21 protein-coding genes are annotated in these 21,499 nt (G+C 39.7%); 10 read left to right on the top strand and 11 right to left on the bottom strand.

What is annotated here, in order from left to right:
• Positions 1-11 precede the first annotated feature (11 nt).
• Positions 12-1,016 carry a phosphorylating glyceraldehyde-3-phosphate dehydrogenase gene (locus K1720_RS07970; RefSeq protein WP_251948297.1) on the bottom strand — a complete coding sequence of 335 codons (1,005 nt, stop codon included), beginning with the start codon at positions 1,014-1,016 and terminating at the stop codon, positions 12-14.
• A 179-nt stretch (positions 1,017-1,195) separates the two neighbouring features.
• On the opposite strand from K1720_RS07970, the gene K1720_RS07965 reads away from it, so the two are divergent.
• Positions 1,196-2,923 (top strand): endonuclease/exonuclease/phosphatase family protein, encoded by a 1,728-nt coding sequence (locus tag K1720_RS07965; RefSeq protein WP_251948295.1) that lies wholly within the window; start codon positions 1,196-1,198, stop codon positions 2,921-2,923.
• A 160-nt stretch (positions 2,924-3,083) separates the two neighbouring features.
• On the opposite strand, the gene K1720_RS07960 is transcribed toward K1720_RS07965, so the two are convergent.
• Positions 3,084-4,388 carry an SLC45 family MFS transporter gene (locus K1720_RS07960; protein ID WP_251948293.1) on the bottom strand — a complete coding sequence of 435 codons (1,305 nt, stop codon included), beginning with the start codon at positions 4,386-4,388 and terminating at the stop codon, positions 3,084-3,086.
• A 140-nt stretch (positions 4,389-4,528) separates the two neighbouring features.
• On the opposite strand from K1720_RS07960, the gene K1720_RS07955 reads away from it, so the two are divergent.
• The 8 genes from K1720_RS07955 (at position 4,529) to K1720_RS07920 (ending at position 12,485) form a co-directional block, all read left to right on the top strand.
• Positions 4,529-5,278, top strand: coding sequence for a ParA family protein (locus K1720_RS07955; protein ID WP_251948291.1), 750 nt, complete (start codon positions 4,529-4,531; stop codon positions 5,276-5,278).
• Complete coding sequence (locus tag K1720_RS07950) at positions 5,275-5,583, top strand: hypothetical protein (RefSeq protein ID WP_251948289.1); 309 nt, start codon at positions 5,275-5,277, stop codon at positions 5,581-5,583. Before K1720_RS07955 ends, K1720_RS07950 begins: the two co-directional genes overlap by 4 nt.
• 142 nt (positions 5,584-5,725) lie before the next feature.
• Positions 5,726-6,997, top strand: coding sequence for an RNA-guided endonuclease InsQ/TnpB family protein (locus tag K1720_RS07945; protein ID WP_251950641.1), 1,272 nt, complete (start codon positions 5,726-5,728; stop codon positions 6,995-6,997).
• Between the two features lie 75 nt (positions 6,998-7,072).
• Positions 7,073-7,837 (top strand): glycerophosphodiester phosphodiesterase family protein, encoded by a 765-nt coding sequence (locus K1720_RS07940; RefSeq protein ID WP_341480962.1) that lies wholly within the window; start codon positions 7,073-7,075, stop codon positions 7,835-7,837.
• A gap of 52 nt (positions 7,838-7,889) precedes the next feature.
• The gene (gene glpK, locus K1720_RS07935; protein WP_251948287.1) at positions 7,890-9,374 is read left to right on the top strand and encodes a glycerol kinase GlpK; all 1,485 of its coding nucleotides are present in this window, start codon (positions 7,890-7,892) and stop codon (positions 9,372-9,374) included.
• 21 nt (positions 9,375-9,395) lie between these two features.
• Complete coding sequence (locus K1720_RS07930; RefSeq protein WP_251948285.1) at positions 9,396-10,898, top strand: NAD(P)/FAD-dependent oxidoreductase; 1,503 nt, start codon at positions 9,396-9,398, stop codon at positions 10,896-10,898.
• A complete protein-coding gene (locus K1720_RS07925) occupies positions 10,882-12,126 on the top strand; it encodes an NAD(P)/FAD-dependent oxidoreductase (protein WP_251948283.1) in 1,245 nt (414 codons plus the stop codon). Before K1720_RS07930 ends, K1720_RS07925 begins: the two co-directional genes overlap by 17 nt.
• Entirely contained in the window at positions 12,123-12,485 is a 363-nt protein-coding gene (locus K1720_RS07920) for a DUF1667 domain-containing protein (RefSeq protein ID WP_251948281.1), read from the top strand. The genes K1720_RS07925 and K1720_RS07920 overlap by 4 nt, the downstream gene beginning before the upstream one ends.
• On the opposite strand, the gene K1720_RS07915 is transcribed toward K1720_RS07920, so the two are convergent.
• From K1720_RS07915 to K1720_RS07875, 9 genes are all read right to left on the bottom strand, one after another.
• Positions 12,477-13,208: a hypothetical protein gene (locus K1720_RS07915; RefSeq protein WP_251948279.1), complete on the bottom strand. Its 732-nt coding sequence runs from the start codon at positions 13,206-13,208 to the stop codon at positions 12,477-12,479. The two genes, K1720_RS07920 and K1720_RS07915, sit on opposite strands and share 9 nt — an antisense overlap.
• Positions 13,205-14,005 (bottom strand): hypothetical protein, encoded by an 801-nt coding sequence (locus tag K1720_RS07910; RefSeq protein ID WP_251948277.1) that lies wholly within the window; start codon positions 14,003-14,005, stop codon positions 13,205-13,207. Before K1720_RS07910 ends, K1720_RS07915 begins: the two co-directional genes overlap by 4 nt.
• 72 nt (positions 14,006-14,077) lie before the next feature.
• Positions 14,078-14,953, bottom strand: a complete 876-nt coding sequence (locus K1720_RS07905; protein WP_251948275.1) for a hypothetical protein — start codon at positions 14,951-14,953, stop codon at positions 14,078-14,080.
• A gap of 74 nt (positions 14,954-15,027) precedes the next feature.
• Entirely contained in the window at positions 15,028-15,546 is a 519-nt protein-coding gene (locus K1720_RS07900; protein ID WP_251948273.1) for a cell division protein, read from the bottom strand.
• 10 nt (positions 15,547-15,556) lie between these two features.
• Positions 15,557-17,296, bottom strand: coding sequence for an OPT family oligopeptide transporter (locus tag K1720_RS07895; RefSeq protein ID WP_251948271.1), 1,740 nt, complete (start codon positions 17,294-17,296; stop codon positions 15,557-15,559).
• Positions 17,297-17,626: 330 nt separating this feature from the next.
• Positions 17,627-17,833, bottom strand: a complete 207-nt coding sequence (locus K1720_RS07890) for a hypothetical protein (protein ID WP_251948270.1) — start codon at positions 17,831-17,833, stop codon at positions 17,627-17,629.
• Positions 17,830-18,537, bottom strand: a complete 708-nt coding sequence (locus K1720_RS07885; RefSeq protein ID WP_251948268.1) for a PrsW family intramembrane metalloprotease — start codon at positions 18,535-18,537, stop codon at positions 17,830-17,832. The genes K1720_RS07890 and K1720_RS07885 overlap by 4 nt, the downstream gene beginning before the upstream one ends.
• Before the next feature lie 52 nt (positions 18,538-18,589).
• Positions 18,590-19,270, bottom strand: a complete 681-nt coding sequence (locus K1720_RS07880; protein WP_251948266.1) for a metallophosphoesterase — start codon at positions 19,268-19,270, stop codon at positions 18,590-18,592.
• Positions 19,271-19,329: 59 nt separating this feature from the next.
• Positions 19,330-20,001, bottom strand: a complete 672-nt coding sequence (locus tag K1720_RS07875; protein WP_251948264.1) for an HAD family hydrolase — start codon at positions 19,999-20,001, stop codon at positions 19,330-19,332.
• A gap of 133 nt (positions 20,002-20,134) precedes the next feature.
• Here K1720_RS07875 and gcvPA point away from each other — a divergent pair, with 133 nt between their 5' ends.
• Positions 20,135-21,490, top strand: a complete 1,356-nt coding sequence (gene gcvPA / locus K1720_RS07870; protein WP_251948262.1) for an aminomethyl-transferring glycine dehydrogenase subunit GcvPA — start codon at positions 20,135-20,137, stop codon at positions 21,488-21,490.
• The last annotated feature ends 9 nt before the right edge of the window (positions 21,491-21,499 follow it).

Raw genomic sequence — 21,499 nt, 5'->3', positions numbered from 1 at the left:
TAAAAGGGTTTCTACTTCAAAATACCAAGGCTCTTGTTAGTCTTTTTGATACTCTCCCACTTATCAGCCATCTCAAACATTGCTCTTATTGCATCCACATTTTCTGGAACTACGTCACTCTCTTGATGAACCGCCTGAATGTAGAATAGCCTATTACCCTTGATGTTGATGCTTTCCTTCCATACTGCAATCTCATAGAGGTTGTTCCATTCTCTGTGAAGGTCTCTTGCAAATTCTATTAATTGAGCCGTGCTATCAAAGCCTTTTTTCTTCTCAAAGAGCAGAACTCTTGTGGTGTTTTCAAAAATGTCAATTACATCTTCTTTTGTAAGGGGCTTTTTGAGTTCTACCATCACACTGTGTACATGCATTATTGTTGTTGGGACAACAAATGCCGTGGTTTCAATGTTTATTGGAATTACTGTTTGCACGTCTGGGCCATGATGTGAAGGCACTTCAACACTTGGCTTTATCGCATTAATAGGCCCTCTCTTAATATCATTTGGGTCCGCAGCTCTCCTAATCATCACTGCATAAACATACTCAATGTATTCTTTTATTGCATTCAGGGTTCTTGTTAGTCCAGTGGTATTGCATGAGACAACTCTAACGTAATTCTTCCTAATAGCATTTTCATAATTTGCTTGTGCCACAAAAGAGGTCTCAGCAACATTTGCTTTTTCTCCACCTTGGAATATTGCCTTAACACCAACGTTTTCATAAAGGGTTTTGTTTTTTTCGCCCATTCCTCCTGGAGTTGTGTCAATTATTATATCTATCTCATTTAGAAGATCTTCGAGGGTTCCAGCTACTTCAAAATTAGCTTTCTCAAATCTTGGTAAGAAATCATTTGATGCTGCATAGACGGGGATACCAAGCTCTTTGGCCCTATATGCTTCAAAATCTGGTTTTGTCTTCGTCACTCCAATGAGCTCCATATCATCCTGTTTTGTGACTGCATAAGCAACTCTCTTCCCTATAGTGCCATACCCGTTAATCCCAACTTTAACTTTCATTTTCTTCACCGAGATATTTTATCAAAATGAAATACTTAAAGGTTATTTTTCACTGGGAGTGAGAACATCTACAGTACCCTAAACAGCATAATTAGGAAAGAAAAAGCCAAAAATCTCGAGTAAATATTTGAGAAAAGCTTAAATCTTTCGAGACATATCTTATATTCTGGTGATATTATATGAAACTATCTGAGTGGGAAAAAAGAGTCTTGGGAATTAGCGTGGGAATTTTACTAACCTCCTCCATGAGGATCTTTGTCTCAGGAGCTTATGCAAGTCTGGAGAAAACGTTCTTCTACGGAGTCATGTTTCCTTCAGGCCTTGGAATAATACTGTTTTTACTTTCCTCATTCATTGTTGGAAAAATACAAAGGAAAATAGGAGCAATTGTAGTCGGCATTTATGCACTAGCTTCTCTTATAACTGATGCAACGGAATACACACATCTAATTGCAGCTCTTGTTCTCCCTGTAGCACTGGCTGTATTAAAAGAAGCAGAAATTAGGTATGTGCTCATTGGTCTTGTAGGAGATTTAGCACTTAGAATCTTAGCAGTGGGAGGAGAACCTATCGATTTTATTCATACCCGAGTTTTGCTTGTGATATCTATTCTGGCTTTGGCATATGTACTCTGGAAAGAAGAGGGGCAATTAAAAAGCCCTGGATTTGAACTTTATGGGTTCGCCGTGTTGATTAATCTTGGTCTTATATATCCAAATGCAATAATGCGTTATTCTGGGATTGAAACCTATTACTTAACTCAATTTGCAGCTTATTCTTTTGTAGTGGCTCTTGCCATACTTGTTTCTCCCTATCTAACAGGGAAAAAATTTACACCATTTTTGTTGATAAGTGGTGCTCTTACACTCTTTGTACAACCTTTTGGTATTATTGGGATGCCAGTAGCACTTGCTTCTGCGCTGGCTCTGCTAGAAGGGGCAAAGAAAAGTCGTTTTGGGGTTTTGGGGGCTTTATATTTTGTAGTGGTCTCTGTGCTTGCTATAGGAGCATATGTTGGCAGAGATATTGGAATTCCATTTATGGAAGATCATCTTGAAGCATTAATAACATTCAGCGCAATTGTTTATGCTTTTTCTTCAAAATCAGTGTCTATCAAAAGGCCAAATGTAAAAGAAGTAGCAGTTCCCATAGTAGGACTTGTGGTTGTCTCTCTCCTTGTACTTACTACATTTTATCCATCGCCGATAACTGCAGAGAAAAAAACCGAGATCATAGTATGGAGTTATAATCTCCATCAAGGATTCGCTCCATATAAAGGATCTTTTAATGGAAATGAACTGGTAAAACTTCTAAAAACCTATAACTCTGATATAATAGCGAGTCAAGAAGTTGTCGGAGGTATGATAGGAGATGGATACCAAGATGTTCCACTCCTTTTATCGGCGTATTTCGGCTATTACTACGAGTATACACCTGCTGTCGAAGGAACATATGGCGTGGCAACATTTTCCAGATGGCCACTGGAAATTATAGAAGAAAGAAACCTTAAGAGCATTGGTCAGGCTAGACCAGTGCAAAAAGTTAGAATAAAGAGTGTTAATTTAACTTTGGTAAATGTTCATATGGGCCTCTCTCCGGAGGAACGGGCCTTACAAGCAGAAGAACTTTTGGAAGTTGCACTGAACGATCCGATGGCTGATATGATCTTAGGTGATACAAATGCAGAACCTGAAGAGGAAGCAATAAAAATACTTCTCAGGGAGTATTACGACTCCTTCGCTGAAAGACCACCCTACACTTTCAATTGGGGCAATGTGGATATAGAAAACATTGATTATATCCTCATAAGGAGAGGAAGTACTCTGAAGGTTAAAGACTATGGATGGCTCCTAGATGTTGAAGTCTCAGACCACCGTCCAATTTATGTCCTAATTTCAAAATGGTGAACTACCCTGCCCTTGTGAACGGGTTCCATGAGAGTTCACTGGAATTACCCTCACTCCCACGGGCCGGTTCATGTGGCCACTCCAGTTATATATTTAAACACTTCAAACCCTCATCCCCTCCCCTTTCGGAAGAGGCCTTCCCTAAAAATAAAGAGAAACATCAGTCCACGGGGAGGAGGTCAGTTTTTATGTCCCCTCTTTTGACAAATTGTACCGTTACTGCAGCTAATACGAAGAACACAGCGGCAAATGGGAGTAAAGTGTTATATCCGATCACATCTAGGAACGCACCAGCCAACGGGGGAGCCACGAGATTTGCGGCCTGGCTGAAGAAATAATAAAGTCCAGTGTATCCTCCAAGTTTCTCTTCCGTTGTCATGTCCACAACCATTGGTAAGGAATTGACGTTTATTAAAGCCCAGCCAATGCCTCCAAAGAAGAAGAGGACCATAAATCGGAGAACTATTGGATCGGTAAGGGCACTGCTAGATGGTTTTGAGGTTTCTCCAAGATAGTACGCTGTTAACATAACAAGTGTTACAAGTATGAGACCGCTAGTGATTGTTTTCTTCCGTCCAATACGTCCACCGACAAATCCCGCTGGAATTGCAAAGATCATAAAACTTAGAGAGACAACACCCATTAGGAATGCTCCAGTACTTTCCGCAATGTCGAGGTGGTATTTGGCATAGCTTGTGAAAAATGTCTCCACTGAATTAAATGCAATGAACCAGAGGAATATTGAAGTAAGCATGAAAAGCAGGCTCCTTTCTTCACTAATAAAAACATCCTTTAGGTTTTCTTTTAATTCTCCAAAGCTCTTTTTTGAGGTTTCTTTAATTAATTTCCTGATAATAATCTTCTCGCCGGGTACTCGGAATTCCTCTGGTTCTGGTACAAAAAGAATCACAAGGAGATTTGCAAGAAGCATTATGGCTGCTCCTACTATGAAGGGATATGCATAATTCATGTCATAGAGTACCTTTCCTCCAAAATATGCCAGTAATGCTCCAACTCCACCCATAAAATTAATTATGCCATTTGCTTGGCTTCTTTTTTCGCTTGGGGTTATATCGGGCATAAATGCTACAACAGGAGATCGGAAAAGAGCCATAAAGAAATTCATAAGAACTATAACTCCCATAAAAAGAGCAATATTCTCATATCTTCTTGCGAGTGGTATCAATGCGAACATTAGAGCTGCTGAAGGAGCTCCAATGAGAATATACGGCTTTCGTCGTCCAATTTTAGTTCTTGTCTTGTCACTTAATGCTCCTAGAAATGGAAGTAATAAAACTGCAAATAGATTATCGATAGTCATAATAAAGCCTGTAATAGTTTTGCTCATCTGAAATGTGTCTTGTAAGAAAATCGGGATATATGCATTATACAGGGACCATATAATGCTTATTCCAAAAAATCCGAAGCCCAGGAGGAAAATACGTCTATAGCTGAACCATTTCATGCACTCACCCCCTTAGTGCATTAATGCATTAAATACGTACGACGATGAAGGTTATTATACTTTCGCCTATTAAGGTATAAGATCCAAGTTATAACTTATAATTCTCAAGATTTATAACTTCTAACCGCCTTAGGTCTACTATGCCCGTAATAAGTATTGCAAATCAGAAGGGTGGAGTGGGAAAAAGTACCACTGCAATAAACCTATCAGCAGCGTTAGCACTAAAAGGGAAAAAAGTTCTCCTCGTGGACATGGATCCACAGGGGGCTACTACTATTGGCTTGGGACTTAGGGAAGCTACACCAACAATCTATAATGTGATAATAGACGAAGCAGAAATGGAAGAAGCCATTGTAGAGACATCTATAGAAGGTCTCCATTTAATTCCAAGCAACATAGCATTAAGTGGTGCTGAAATCGAGCTTAGTAGTCAAATAGGAAGAGAATATATCCTCAGAAATAAACTTGCGCAAATCAGGGATCTTTATGACTATGTAATTATTGATACACCCCCTTCATTAGGGGTACTTACGATGAATTCTTTAGTTGCAAGTGATGAGGTTATAATCCCCATACAAGCAGAATATTATGCTCTTGAAGGAATTGCACTGTTGCTAAAGGCAATAAGGTTAGTTAGAGATAGACTAGGGATCCCTCTTGAAATCAGAGGTTTTCTAATAACAATGTTTGACAGAAGAACTAACCTCTCTAAGGAAGTTAGAGAGGAAGTAAAAAGAACTTTTGGAGAAAAGGTCTTCAAGACTATGATTCCCAGAAACGTCAGGCTTGCAGAAGCTCCATCGTATGGAAAACCCATATTCCTTTATGCTCCTGATAGCAGAGGTGCTAAGGCATATATAAAACTAGCTGAGGAGGTTGATGGTAGATGAAGAAAAAGGCTCTTGGACGAGGGTTAGAAGCACTTATTTCTGAACCTCTTCCAATTGAGGAAAAACCTAAAGAGAAAACAAAAACAGAGATTCAAGAAGGTGCATTAATGTTAAGCGTTCAAGAGGCCCTAAAAAACCCAAGAATAACATTATGGTCACCAGAGGCTACTGCAGTTCTTCGATATCTCAGAAAGACCGTCCCAGAATTCAGCATATCCAATGAGGCAAGTAAACTGCTTGAAAAAGCCATAAAAGAGAAATATCCAGAAATATGGGAGTCCGTTGAGAAGCACATGAAAAAGTAATGATAACTTTTATCTTTTAACTTTTAAATTTATCTTTTGGGGAAGACCCCTTCCGAAAGGGAAGGGAATGTAAACACTCTAAAGGTGGGCACCGAAAGGTTTAAATACTTTTTACTCTGCTGCATAGTAATGAGTGAGTCCAATGTACTTGACCCAAAAGAATCACTTGCGAGTGGACAAGAAAACCTACAAGACCCTTCGCATACTCTCTCACCTATCTAAGGACCTCTACAACCTCACGTTGTACGTGACAAGACAGCACTATGAGTTAAACAGTTCATTCCTTCCCTTTGTTAAAGCCTACCACCTTGTGAAGGACAGCACCCCGTACAAACTATTGCCAAGTCAAGTGGCTCAACAAACCATGAAAATTGTGGAAAGAAACTACCGCTCATTCTTCAAGCTATTAGGAGAGAGAAGAAAAGGCAACTATCATAGACCAATCCACCCGCCAAAGTTTTTGCCGAAAAACGGGCACTTCGTCCTCATCTTCCCCTACCAGTCCTTCAAGGTGGAAGAGGATAGAGTGATCCTCACTCTCGGGCGAAACTTTGCGAAAAAGTTTGGCATGATGTATTTAGAAATTCCTCTCCCAAAGAATGTTAAGGGCCATAGAATAAAGGAAGTCCGTATAATTCCACGATACAATGCTCTCTGGTTTGAGGTGGAGTACGTTTATGAAGTCCAACCGGAAAAGAGGGATTTGGATTACTCAAAGTACTTGGCCATTGATTTGGGCGTGGATAATTTCGCCACTTGTGTTTCCTCCACCGGGACGGCCTTCATTGTTGAAGGCCGGGGGTTAAAAAGCTTTAACCGGTGGTGGAACAAGAAAAAGGCCAAACTCCAAAGCCAGTATGACAAACAAGGGGTAAAATTCGGCAAAAGGATGGCCCGGCTTTTGAGGAAGAGGAAGAGCGTGATGAATAATTTTATGAATCAAGCCGTGAATTACATAATCAAATATTGCCTGGAGAATAAAATTGGAAGCATTGTTATTGGCGAATTGGAGGAGGCTAAGCAGAGGGCTTCCTTGGGCAAAGTGAATAATCAGAACTTCCAATTCATTCCTTATGGTCTCTTCAAGCGAAAGTTAAAAGCCAAGTGTGAGCGTTATGGGATTAACTTCATTGAAGTTGATGAAGCCTACACTAGCAAGGCGGACGCTTTGGCTTTAGAGCCTTTGGAAAAGAAGGAGGAGTATTGGGGTAAAAGGATCAAAAGAGGGCTTTACCAGTCTTCCACTGGAGTTTTAATTAATGCTGACGTGAATGGTGCTTTGAACATTTTGCGGAAAGTAGCCGGCGATTCGCCCGTCAGGGCGATAGTCGGTAGTGGCCGCGTGAACCGGCCGGTGAGAGTGAGGCTACCGGCAACGGGACGCCAAATGAACTCTCACGAAGCCCCCTCATAAGGGGGTAGTTCACAAGCACATAGAAATTTTTGCTCTCATAAAAAAGGTTTTAATTGTGAGAGAGTTACTTTCAATTTGGCGATAAATATGTCCAGATGGGACGTGAAAAGAATATTGGTTCTTGGCCATAGGGGTTCAATCGGAAAATACCCAGAAAATAGCCTCTTGGCTTTTGTTGAAGCTGTTAAAGCAGGGGCAGATGGAGTAGAACTTGATGTGTGGTTAACTAAGGACAGAAAAGTCATAGTAATGCATGATGAGACCATAAACCGAACGAGTAACATGAGGGGGAAACAAAAAGAGATGACCCTAGAGGAATTACAAAAAGCAGATTTGGGAATGAAACAAAGGATACCAACTCTAGAAGATGTTCTTGAAATCCTTCCTAAAACCGCTCTTGTGAATATTGAGATCAAGGATATTGAAGCCGTAAGCGAAGTTTTAAGAATTATCAATGAGTTCAATGCTGAGGAAAGAGTAATGATCTCTTCTTTCAATGTAAATGCATTGAAATTGACCAGAGAGATGAATGAGAGGCTAACTCTTGGGCTACTGGTGGGAGACGAAAAGGTTATACCTTTAATCCCAAGACTCAAAGAGGAACTTAATTTGTATTCTGTAAACGTGCCGATAGATGGAATATCTGTACTGGGTTTTGAAAGGTTTAAGACAGCTTTAATGTGGCTCAGAGGTTTAGGGGTTAAGATTGCACTATGGCCTGTGGAAGAGGAGATATATTACAGAAAAGACAATCTCAAGAGACTTAAAGGCCTCTTTGATATTGTAATAACTGATGATCCAGAGAGAATGTTGAACTACTTAAAAGAGATTGAAAGTTAAAGAGCGTGAAGCTTAAATATTTTTAACCTCTATTTTCTTTCTTGGTGGTATTATGGAAAAGTTCATCTTGGCTCTTGACGAAGGTACAACCTCTGCCAGAGCAATGATTTTTGACAAGGATAGTAATGTTCTTGGAAGCGGTCAATATGAGTTCCCCCAGTATTTTCCAAAGCCCGGGTGGGTCGAACATAATCCGGAAGAAATATGGAATGCCCAAGTTGTTGCTATAAAAACTGCTCTAGAGAAAGCCAAAATAGGACCTGAAAAAATAGCCAGTATAGGTATCACAAATCAGAGGGAGACTACAATAGTTTGGGATAAAAATGGAAAACCCCTGTATAATGCTATCGTTTGGCAGTGTAGAAGGACCTCTGAGATGGTCGAAAAAATAAAGCATGAATATGGGGACATAATAAAAGAAAAAACAGGGCTTGTTCCAGATGCTTATTTCTCAGCGAGCAAACTTAAATGGCTTCTCGATAATGTACCTGGTCTTAGAGAAAAGGCTGAGAAAGGAGAGATCAAATTTGGGACAGTAGATAGTTTTCTGATTTACAAGTTAACTGGTGAACATGTGACGGATTATTCCAACGCTTCTCGTACAATGCTTTTTAACATAAAAAAGCTTGAATGGGACGATGAACTCTTAGAGCTCTTTGATATCCCGCAGTCTCTTTTACCTGAAGTTAAAGAGTCAAGTGAAATCTATGGGTATACAAAAAAGGAGATACTTGGTCGCGAGATTCCTGTAAGTGGAGATGCTGGTGACCAGCAGGCAGCGTTGTTTGGTCAGGCTTGCTTTGAGGAAGGAATGGTAAAAGCCACTTATGGAACAGGGAACTTTATTTTAGCCAACACTGGAAAGATGATTCTTTATTCCGATAATTTGCTTACTACAATAGCATGGGGGCTGAATGGGGAGGTTAACTATGCCCTTGAGGGAAGCATCTTCATTACCGGTGCTGCAATACAGTGGTTAAGAGATGGGCTAAAGATAATCAGAGATGCAACAGAAACTGAAGAGCTTGCAATCAGAGTGTTATCAAATGAAGGTGTCTATTTTGTCCCTGCGTTTGTTGGACTGGGGGCCCCTTATTGGGACCAGTATGCAAGAGGTCTAATAATTGGAATTACCCGTGGTACTACAAGAGAGCATATCGCCAGGGCAACTCTTGAAGCAATAGCATATCTCACAAGAGATGTAATAGAGGAGATGGAAAAGTTAATCCAAGTAAAAGAGCTTCGTGTTGATGGAGGCGCAACAAAAAATGACTTTTTAATGCAGTTCCAGGCGGATATTATAAACAAGAACGTGATAAGACCAGTTGTGCAAGAAACTACTTCACTAGGAGCTGCATATCTTGCGGGTCTTGCTGTAGAGTACTGGGAGAGCCTTGAAGAGATAAGAAACCTATGGAAAATTGAGAGAACTTTTGAACCTGTAATGGACGAAGAAAAACGAAAACGCTTATATGCTGGATGGAAGGAGGCCGTAAAAAGAGCACTAGCATGGGCAAAGGTTGTTGAAGGCCTTTAACCAGGCAATCGGTGATGAGTGATGAAACGAGTCAAAGTGGCCATAATCGGTGCAGGGATAATTGGAGCTAGTATTGCACGTGTCCTCAGTAGATATGATAATCTTGAAGTGCACTTGATAGAAAAAAACTCTGATGTTGGTTGGGGTGTAACTAAAGCAAACACTGCCTTAATTCATGGAGGATACGATGATGATCCAAAGAAATTCCCACTACGAGCAAAATTATGTATACAAGGAAATCGCATTTGGCACCAATGGGTAAAAGAGTTAGAGATTCCTCATATATGGAACGGAGCCTTGATAGTGGCACTAACAGAGGATGACTTTGATGAACTTGAGACTCTTTTAGAGAGGGGTATTAAAAATGGTGTTCCAGAAATGCGGATTGTAGATAAGGAGGAAGCACTTTCTTTAGAACCGGGTCTTAATCCAAAAGCTCTTGGAGGTCTTTGGATTCCAATAGTAGGCCAGATAGGCCCAATTCCAGCTGTTGTTGCAATGGTGGAGAATGCAGTTAGCAATGGTGTGAAATTACATTTGGAAACAGAAGTTAAAGGGATAAAACTTGAAAATGGAGAAGTTAAAGGGATAGAGACTAACAATGGTCTTATAAATGCTGATATAGTTATAAACGCTGCTGGTCTTTACGCTGATGAAATTTCTAAGATGGTTGGTATAGATTATTTCGAGATTCACCCAAGAAAAGGAGAATACTGGATCTTTGACGACGATGTGCCGGGACCTAGGAGAGTACTCTTTCCCACACCCACTCCAATAAGCAAAGGAGTCGTAGTAACAACAGAGATAAGTGGACACCTTATGATAGGCCCCAATGCTCAAGACTTGCCAAAAGAAGAAAAAGAGAACCTTGCAACTACAAGGGAAGGTCTAAACGAGGTTTGGGAAAAAGCAAAAAAGATATGGCCAAATTTACCTCCAAAAAGTAAAGTTATTAGAACCTTTGCAGGTCTGAGACCCGAACCTACTGGTGGAGACTTCATAATCAAAGCGGAAGAAGAGGTTTATGGATTTATTAATGTAGCAGGAATTCGCTCACCAGGTCTTACAAGTGCACCAGCAATAGCTTATGAAGTTAAAGAGATAATAGAGCGTGACCTCGGGATAGCACTTACTGAAAAATATCATTGGAATCCATATAGGAGAGATATAACTCATTTTTTCATGCTTCCCAGAGAAGAAGCAAACCGACTTATAGCTACTAATCATTCTTACGGAAAGATAGTGTGCAAATGTAACAAAGTTAGTGAGGGGGACATCTTAGAGGCAATTGAAAGAATGAAGTTCATAGGAGTTAAAACTCCAAGCATAGATTCAGTCAAGGTTAGAACAAAGGCAACAAGTGGTACCTGCCAAGGAACCTTTTGTAAGGTTAGAATCGTCCAGATACTGGCAAGAGAATACAAAGTGGAACCATGGAAAGTTACGTTGAAGGGAAAGGGAAGTGAGATTGGAGTTGGAGACGTTAAAGTTCTTCTTAGGAGGACCCATGATGGAGAGTTATGATGTCATTGTCATTGGTGGTGGACCCGCAGGTTTAGCTGCAGCAGTCAAAGCAAAAGAGCTTGGTTTAGAAACTCTCCTCCTTGATGAAAACGAGTTTCTTGGAGGTATTTTACCTCAATGTATTCATCCTGGATTTGGTATCCATTACTTTAAGGAAGAGCTCACTGGCCCAGAATTTGCCCATCTATTTATAGAGAAGATAAAAGATGTTGGAGTAAAATATCAAACAAGTGCATATGTCCTGAATATTGAGAACTACTCAGATTTGGAGAAAAAAATCGTCTTCTCTTCCCCTAGGGGAATTAAAGAAGTATGGACAAAAACGGTAATCTATGCGGCGGGAGCAAGAGAGAAGCATGCTTTTGAAATAGGTATCGTGGGAGACAGAGTTGCTGGTATTTATACTGCTGGGGAAGCTCAGACACTTATGGATATTTATGGGATAATGCCAGGAAAGGAAATCGTTATAGTGGGCTCTGGGGATGTTGGTCTAATAATGGCGCGTCGATTTGCTCTTGAAGGGGCAAAAGTTAAAGCGGTTATTGAGCTAATGCCCTATCCTGGAGGATTAGCAAGAAATGTAATGATACTTCGAGACTTTAACATTCCATTATACCTAAGCCATAAAGTAGTTGAAGTCAGGGGGAAGGCACGAGTTGAAAAGATTAAAGTTGTTAAAGTTGATGAAAACTTTAAAGAGATTCCAAAAAGTGAATTCTGGATTAATGCAGATACTCTTCTAATTTCAGCAGGTTTGATGCCAAATGTAAGGCTTCTTCAAAGAATAGGAGTAAAAATAGATCCCTCAACCGGCGGACCGATAGTAAACGAACTCTTAGAAACTACAGTGCCAGGGATATTTGTTGCAGGTAATGCTCTCTTAATAAATGACCTTGTGGATTACGTTGCAGAACAAGGAGAAATAGCTGCTTTTGGAGCAAAAGAATTCATTGAAAATGAAGGAATACCATCAAAGAAGTGGATAAAACTAGAAAACGGCCAGAACATAAGACTTCTCGCTCCTCACTATCTGAGTGGTGAAAGAGACGTCTATGTATATGCTAGGGTTTCAGCTCCAATGGAAAACGTCAAAATAGTTTTTCCTGAGATAAAGAAGAAACTTAGGTCTCCTATGGTCAGACCAGCAGAAATGCTCAGAATTAGACTTAAAGCTGAAGAAATTAGAAGTGCAGAGAAGAAGATAACTATGGAGGTGATTCCTCAATGAGACACCGCCTTACTTGCATTGTATGTCCTTTGGGTTGTCTCATAGAAGTGAAAGTGAAGAATGAGAGAGTAACGGAAGTTATAGGTTACAAGTGTCCGAGGGGTAGGGAGTGGGCAATTAATGAGATAATCAACCCAAAGAGAATCGTGATGAGTGTAGTAAAAGTGAAAAACGGTAAATTGCCAACAGTTAGTGTAAAGACTACTAAACCAATTCCCAAAGAAAAGATACCTGAACTTATGAAGGTTTTAGCACAGATTGAGGTTAAGGCACCGGTAAGAGTTGGTCAAGTAATCCTAGAAAGCCCTTTAAACTTAGAAACAAAAATAGTTGCGACCAGAGATGTTGAGTCAGCTTGATCTCTTTCTTATTCTTAGAAGCCACTCTGGGATCAAATAGGAGTATGTTATATTTCCTCTAACGACTGAAGTCGCTCTTTTTGTTATATTTGAGTGCAGGTTTATTGTGATTGTTGTTATGTTCAAGGAAAATCTAACTGGAAGGGCGTCATTTACCCATATTATCCCAGTTAAATTTCCAATATACTCATAGTATTTACCCTGTCTTTCCTTACTATATTCAACTCTGAAAACATAGAGGTTGCCATCTTTTTCAATTAACTCTACGCTCCCGTTCTTTAGAAAAAGCGACAAAGTGTGAAGTGGCCATGCAAAGTGATCCTCAATAAAAGTAGTAATATTTTCCGAAGAAACAATAGCTTCAAGTGGATTCTCTTCAGTTATATTCTCGAGTATTTCTCCTTTGTTTTTTCTAAGTTGGTAGTGGTAGTATCTTCCATCAAAAACAGCTGCTCTGTAGATCTCTATTAATTCTCCATCAAAATTATAGGTCATTATTTCTTCAAACCCTTCACGTCTCTTTAAGTTCATACCTCCCTTCATAATTTGAGTGAATGTTTCCGATTCGGTTATCCCGATATTTGCAGAATGGAATTCATATTGATATTCATTTACTTCTTCCATTGCTCTGAGGACTTCTTCTATTGAAGGGACCCTCTCAAACGTAAGACATCCAGAAAAAAGAATTAAGGTAATTAAAGCTACAAAGAGTGACTGCTTCATTCAATCACCTTCTTAATCCATTCTGGTCGTTTATAGTCATATGTAATCTCAAACTTGGCTGAAATTTCTATGGTGGATGTCATGTTTAATCCTGGGCGCTCTATAAATTTCGTTGCATGTATCTCCCCCTTTATTGGAAGGTTATCCTTGACCCACAGTCGAGCAAAGCCCCTTGTTGTTTCTATCCATCTTATAGTTTCGAAGTAGTCTTTTAGATTTTCTGATACGTTCTCTGGCATTGGGGACTCATATTGTCTGGTAAAGTTGAATCCAATTAAATAGAGGCCGTCACCTCTTGCAACTTCAAAGTTTGTGGTGTTTTTTAGGATATCTTTAAGGTAATAAAGAGGATTCCTACTTAAATCGGCTCCCTTTAACATTTGATATTTTAGATCTTCGGGTGTCTCAATTCCTGGCATGAGGTTGTCTTTAAGTTTTTCAAAATATTCTTGTATAGTCGTATTTCCACTGCCTTTTTGGATTACATTTCCATTCTTCTCTATGGCATATGAGAAGTACATGAAATCCCCGAGGATTGTCTCATTAATATAAGTTATCTCCTTTCTAATGACTTTACTCTCCCAAAATGCTTCTTCTCTGTCATAGTTAAAACCTCCCCTGGAGTATATTGTGACATTACTAAATTGAGTCTCCTGATGATACTCAATTGAATAGCTGTACTTATCCACATCTTCAATTTCCTCAATGAGAGCTTGAGGTGTTGGTTCCTTTTGAACACAAGCAGAAAAGCTAATTATCACAAGGAGAATGAAGGTTATTACAAAAGCTTTCTTCATAGTCCCCCACCGAAATATATTACGATATTGATATACTTATTCTTTTCGGTTTAAAAATGATAAAAAGAAAATCTATTCAACAATTTTCTTGACCCACACGGGTCTTTCATATCTATAACTTATTTCAAACTTTACAAGGGCTTCTGTTGTAGTAGTACTATCCAATCCAGTATAGCTTGTTGTTCGTTTTATCTCTATTTCCCCTTTTATTGGCAGGTTATCCTCGAGCCATAGTTTTCCTGTACCTTCAGTTTTTATGTGTTTCTCTACAGAGTCTAGATTAACCTTTTCTTCTTTTGTGAAAGTGAAAGTCACTATATAATTGCTACCCTCTTTGCTCACTTCAAAGGAATCCGCATTACTAAGAAGATCACGGACATAGTACAGAGGGTTCCTAGTAGGATCAGCACCTTTGAAAAGCCATTGTTTAAATTCTTCAACCGTTTTTATTTCCGTACGGCCTTGAAGAATCCGTTCAAAGTATGTTTCTATAGTCATGCTTGTAGTTTCTTGTTGTACTATTTTGTTGTCTTGTTCTACAGTGACGGAATAATAAATGGAATTACCCCAGACAACCTCATTAGAATAAGCTACTAGATCCCCACTTAAAGAGGTAATCTCCCAAAATGCCTCTTCCTTAGTGAAGTCAAATCCTCCTTTAGAATTTATTCGGGTGTCACTTTTGGGTATCGTAGAATACTCAGCAGTAAATTGATATTTCTCAACACTTTCAATAGCATTAATTAAATCCTCCTTATTTAAAGCTTGCATCATGGCTTCAGTTGTGGTTGTTTCTGGTGATGTAGTCGTGGAGCTTTCACTTATGGTTGGCTTAGTTGTTGACGTTGCCGTTTCACTTTTAGAGGGGGAAATGGTTTCTTTTGAAATACACCCAGAAAGGCTGGTTATTATAAGAAAAACCAATATTAAGCTAAAAAATTTTCTCACATCATCCACCAAAATTATTTTGAGCTTCTGGGTATTTATTCCTTTTGTTGTAAGAGAAAGGAAAAGAAAAAGAATCAGATTCTGGAGTTTAAGAGTCTTGAAGTCTCTTTAAGCTGGGAATATCCAGACTCGAGATAAGTGTCTCCTTCCTTTACGTATCCGTCAGCATAAGCACTCCATGCTCTGTTTAAGTGTCTCTCTGCCTTGCTGAAGCTTGTCATGACTTCCCCATAAAACCTGATGCCTTCAATTCTAAGTGGTTGGGCCTTCTCTGCAAAGGTCTCCAAAGTTTCAAGGATTTTTCCTAAGTGTTCTCTTGCCTTTTCTAAGTCCTTCTCTCTTTCTTCCATTATTTTTTCAATTTCTGCAATAGCGGTCTCCAGTGTTCTCTTGAGTTCTTCTTTTCCACCTTTGCCTTGAGCAGCACTCTTGTGGAGCTCTTCTTTTTCTCCTTGTCTTCTGAGCAATATTCCAACTCCCATGATAGCTAAACTACCTCCAAGCGCTGTCCAAAGTGGTGGATTTCTAGCTGAGGCTATAGCTCCTCCAACCAGTCCAACTGTGAGCATTATATTTCCGATAAATTTTTTCATTGTTATCACCTCATGGGTGTAGTACTCCAGCTACAGTGAGCACTGCAAATAGTAATGTCATAGCAGCTTCTCCAACCATTAAACCTGCTGCAAATGGGAGGACTTTCTCAACGATGAATTCGTAACCCTTCTTTCTCTTTGCAACCTCGTTCACAACACAACCAATTCCGTACGGAATGATATAGAGCATTGGAAGGTACATTGAGAGTCCTACTAGTACTCCAAGTCCGGGAACTCCACTAAGGGATAGGAGGAACCCGAGTAGTCCACCTGCTATGAACTTGTCTATTGGTACACTTCCACCAAGTACTGCTTCTACCATTGACTTAAGGGCCATGGCCTGAGGAGCTGGGACTTTGTCGTTTCCAATACCATAAGCATTCCAAATAAGACCGACAACTGTTAGTGCGATTATTGGGCCTAACCAGCCAGTTAGGAGCTCGACCTTTTGTTGTCTTGATGGAACTGCACCTACCATGTGTCCAGTCTTAAGGTCTTGCATCATGTCTGCGGCTCCTGAAATGGCCACACCAACTGTTGCACCCATCAGGATTGTAAGTGGAACGTTCTTGTTGGTTAAGTAGAGAAGTATCATAACTGAGACGAGAGACAAACCTGAAACGGGGCTCCAGTCAGTCATTCCAGTGGACATTGCTACGAGGAGTGATGCAATGAAGATCCATGCGACACCAATGAGTGCTGTGATGAGGCTTCTTCCTAGACCCAGGTTTCCAAGCTTGTAAGCTGTTACTAGAAGCAAGACAAAGGCAAAAATAGCGCCTCCGATTAAGTAATGAATTGGAAGTTCTTCGTTGTGCCCGTTCTTGTCTTTAAACTTGCTTGCTTGTGCAAGACTTTTCATAGCCACTGCAATGACAGGTAGAGAAAGTATCAAACCGGCTATTGAACCTCCAAGGAGCATACCAATACCTAGTGGTCTTGTCATTGTACCATATACATAACTACTTATCGCACTTCCTTGAACCTCTGCTGGAATCCACCCAAGGCTCTTGACGACTGGAGTTATAATGTAGTAAGAGAGCACACCACCAGCAAGAACTATTAGACCATTTCTTCCTGTAATTAGACCCATACCAAATACCATGAGTGAGAGGGCGATTGTTAAGTTGACCCATTCTGGGAGATGAAGTGCTGCTCCTAAGTCCACAACTTCAGGTATAACATGGGGCAACCCAAATATTGGGAACTGCTGAATGAGATAAATTACTGCGCTAAGAACCATACCAAAGAACAAAAGCCTTGCCTTTTCTATTCCACTTCCAGGAGTCTTAAGGATAGTAGCAACTGCAGTCCCTGTTGGGAACCTAAGTCTGTCTATTTCGATCATCTGCTTTCTAAGTGGAATTATGAATGTTATACCCAAGATGGCTCCAGCTGCAGTTGCTAGGAAGAAGTACAGGGTATTTATCTCTTGATGGAGTGACATTATGTAAAGTGCTGGGATTGTGAAGATGACACCGGATACTGAAATATTAACTGCTGAGGCAACTGTCTGGACAATATTATTCTCTACTACTGTACCTTTCTTTAGGAGACCTCTAAGAATTCCCCAACCTACTATTGCGGCTATGGCAGAGCCTCCTGAGGTAAAACCCATAATCATACCAGCATAAGTAAAGCTTGCAGCCATAAATGCTCCCCAAAGAACTCCTAAGACTATCGCAGCAGGTGTTACTTCTCTATAACTTTCTTCCCTCTTTGAGAGAGTTTGTCCAGCATATCTCTCCATTTTTCAACCCCCTGTACATTTTTGTACATGTTGCTCATCCTCTATACTCAAGATACAAAAGCAAGACATCTTGTCTTTTTTGAACATATAAAGTTTTTCAGACCGTTTAAATCCATTGAGGAGAAATAAAACTCAGCGGAACTACCAAAAAAGCAGTTATGTAGGACTTTTATCATGGAACCCATGAAATGCACAGGAGGCCAGAGAAGGTTACGTGAATGTAACTTCACTAATAATAATGTTCATTAGTATACAACATCTAGAAAAAATATTCTATAGATTACCAGGTCTAATCGAAAAATTTTCAAAAAAGTGAAAACAAGTTTAGTTTCAAATACTCGTAAATTTCTGCAGAAAAATCTTGAGGTCTGTCTTAAAAGGTTCCTCTGTGCTTTGGATCTCCCTCTCCAGAAGATTAACAAAGCTTTCTTCGTCCTGAGTTATCGAGCTTAGTTCTCTAATTTTTTTCTCTAACTTTTCATAATATTCAATATAAGGTCTCGTCTCAAAAAGTGCCTTTTCAATCTTTTCTATCATGTTTCCTTACCTCCCACAAACCAATACCACCATACTTTTTCAAGATCTTCTTGTTGGCCCAATATTATGAAATATCGTACTAAGGCTATATTTATGAAAATCAGCAAGATCGTGAAGATATAGTATGAGGGGATGGTAATACTAAGAAATGCAAAATAGTCCCAAAGGAAGTGAAGTAGTATTGCTAATGCAAAGTAACTAGAAAGTGTTTGAAGTTTACCTTCGGCCTTTAATCCATAGCCCACTCCTATTATTGCGCTCCATGTAGCATGGGCAAATGGTGTCAAAAAGCCCCTCACTATAGTAGCTCCAACCCCAAAGCCAATACCATATAAAAAGTTTTCAGTTGCTGCAAAGCCCAAGCCGGCTGCTACACCATAGACTACTCCATCCATAATCCCATCCATTTGTCCAGCTTTAAAAGGTAATCTAATGGCCAGAGCTTTCGCCGGTTCTTCTACAATACCTGCTATTAATGCCATTGAGAAAGCAGTTGCCGGTAAGAGGGCATATCCAAACTCACCTTCCACTAGGAAGGCCTCTAAAACCATTGCAACGCCAACTGAAAGTGTTGCTCCCAGGAGGAATGTGGCAATTACGAATCTTTTGGGCTCTGGCTCGTATTTATCCTCATGATAGAAATACCACAATAATCCAAGAGCAGGAGCATAAGCAAAGAAGACTATTGTGCTAAAAATATCCATGTTATCACCAAAAGAATTAACTTCATTAAGAATTTTAAACTTTTGTGATTATTCACATTCTTCGGAGGGCCTCTACTAGTTCACTCAGCTTTCCAAAGCTTAATAGTTCTGTCTCTAAGGGAACAAGAACTTCAAAGATTGCGGAATTTAGGTCTCTTAGAAAGGGGGAGACTATTTCCCTGAGAATGTCGTTTCCATAAGCCCAAGGTGAGAATGCCGGGAGGACTAATAGGTCCTCACCCTTCAAAAAAATAGGTACCTTTATCAAGGCTCCCACTTCATCTCGCAACCTTATTGACGGATGCTCATGTCCTATAATGAATCGGTCGCCTTCTACAAGTTTATGACCATGAACAACTTTCCATTCACCAATCTCAACCTCGTCCAGAACCTCAATTCCCAAGCTTTTTATCCAAAATATACCTACATCATGATTTCCCCTTATTACAATTACCTCTCTTACTAAAGGCAAAATTTCATTAAAGAACGCCTCAACCTCGATTTTCTCTCGTCTAAATGGGACAAAAGAGTGCTTGAGATCGCCATTTATGATAAGCTTTTTGGGTCGTTCCCTTAATACTAAACCTTTAAGCAAAGTGAGCATTTGATTAAAAGCCTTTGGAAGATAGATGCCTTCTTGAGCCAAACTCTCTTCGTAACCTAAGTGAAGATCTGCTATTATCAGGTTGTCTTTAATTTTGATAGCTTTCTGGGGAAGAAGTTCTATTTTCATGGTAACAGATTATACAAATGTGTTTTTAAATTTTCAATGTAAAAAAGTTGAAGAAAAAACTAAACACCTCTTTTTTGCTTTACTCGTCTTACTACATCAAAAATATTCCAGAGATCCTGGATTACATGGAGATGGGGAATTTGATTTAAAACCTCTTCACTTGCATATTTTGCTGTAGGAGGGAAATAATACCATACATACTCAGTATTCTCATCCCCACGGCCTATGAATCTCCATGGTTTATCATCTACCCATATAAATATCTCATCTCCATACCTCTCCCTAATAAGCTGAAACGCTTCACAAAGAGTTATATTCCTTCCAAAGACTATTATATCGTCAAAAAGCTCATAAAAACCACCAATTTTCAGTCTATATTCTTTCATTCCATCTAAAAAGTCTTCAGCAGAGAAGGAAATAACTATATGTCCTTCTTCTCTAAGTTTCTTTAAAACTTCTTTTGAGTCATCTATAGGTTTTGAAAGCTTAGCCCTCTCCTCAAACCACGTACGCGCAAATTTAGTTTTAAAAAACATCGGTTGTTTTATTCTACCAGAATGTTTTCCGAACTTAGGTCTTTCAAAGTAAAGTTCTAATTTGGTAAGTATAGTAGCCCAAAAGCCTTTGAATGGAAGCCAAGGAAAATGTTTCTCTAGGGCCCTTCGGAAGGCTTCATTTATAACTGAATAACTGTCAACAATTGTACCATCAAAGTCAAAGCCAATTATCATTAGTCTTTCCCCCTCTCCTTGTTTGACTCCTCACATTAACCAACCATTACCTACCTTTAAGTTTTGCTCTCCATAAAGCATATATTTTAGTGCGACGAAATGTTTAGATGATGATTTCAAAAAGGTGATAAAAATGGGGAGACACTATATCCCAAACTCGGCCCATAAGGAAGAGATGCTCAAAGAAATCGGGTTCAAGAGTATCGAGGATCTCTTTTCAGATGTGCCTAAGGGATTCGTAAAGGAATTCAACCTTCCAGAAGGCAAAAGCGAATACGAAATCTTTCTTGAGATGAATGAGATACTCAATAAGAACAAGACTATTTTAGAGATGCCCACTTTCCTAGGTGCTGGTGCGTATTTCCACTACGTACCTGCTCACGTAAAGTACCTCATTGAGAGGAGTGAATTCATAACTTCATACACTCCGTATCAAGCCGAAATAAGCCAAGGGATGCTACAGGCCCTTTTTGAATACCAGAGTTTAGTTGGAGAACTTGTTGGTCTAGAAATAGTTAATGCTTCTATGTATGACTGGGGAACAGCCATGGCTGAGGCAGCGTTGATGAGCGCTCGCGTTACAAAAAAGGAGAAATTTATAGTTCCAACACATCTCCATCCCGAAAGGAAAAAAGTTCTTCACACCTACACTGCAGGGCCAGGTCTTGAGATTGAATATGTTAAGTGGAATGAAAGAGGACAATTAGATGTAGAGGATCTTAAGGAAAAAGTTGAAAGCGCAGCAGGAGTTTACATTGAGATTCCAAACTTCTTTGGATTGATTGAAGAACAAGTAAAGGAAATTGGAGAAATTGCTCATGATGCTGGGGCTTTATTTGTAGTTGGTGTTGATCCAACTATTCTTGGAGTAATTAAAGCACCAGGAGACCTTGGAGCAGATATTGTTGTAGGAGAGACCTCATTTTTAGGCAGTGCCTTGAACTTTGGAGGTCCAAGGGCAGGTATTCTGGCAGTTAAAAATGAGAGGAAATTGATTAGACAAATGCCTGGAAGAGTAATAGGAATGACAAAGGACGCAGAAGGAAAGAGGGCATTTGTCATGACCCTACAAACCAGGGAACAACACATTAGAAGGGCCAAAGCGACCTCAAATATCTGTTCAAATGAAGCTTTGGTGGCTGTTGCAGCAGCAATACACATGGCGACACTTGGACCAAAAGGCCTACAACAACTTGGCGAGATAATTTTGAAGAATACTGCTTACTTTAAAGAGCGTATAAGTGAAGTGGCTGAGATTCCTTTTGATGGCATCAATTTCAAAGATGTACTCGTTAGATTCGAGGTGCCTTATGATATAATTCATGAAGAGCTTTTGAAGAGAAACATTCACGGGGGCTTCTACTTAAGACCTCACTTCCAGGAGTTGGGAGAAAGTGCATTGTTTGCAGTAACTGAGACTACAAGAAAAGAATGGGTCGAAATTCTAATCGAAAACCTAAAAGAAATAATAAACATGGCGAGGTTATGAGGTGATAAA

The sequence above is a fragment of the Thermococcus argininiproducens genome (assembly GCF_023746595.1).
GTDB lineage: Archaea > Methanobacteriota_B > Thermococci > Thermococcales > Thermococcaceae > Thermococcus_A > Thermococcus_A argininiproducens.
The sequence above is the reverse complement of the archived record's forward strand: the minus strand, read 5'-3'. Positions and strand labels throughout refer to the sequence as shown.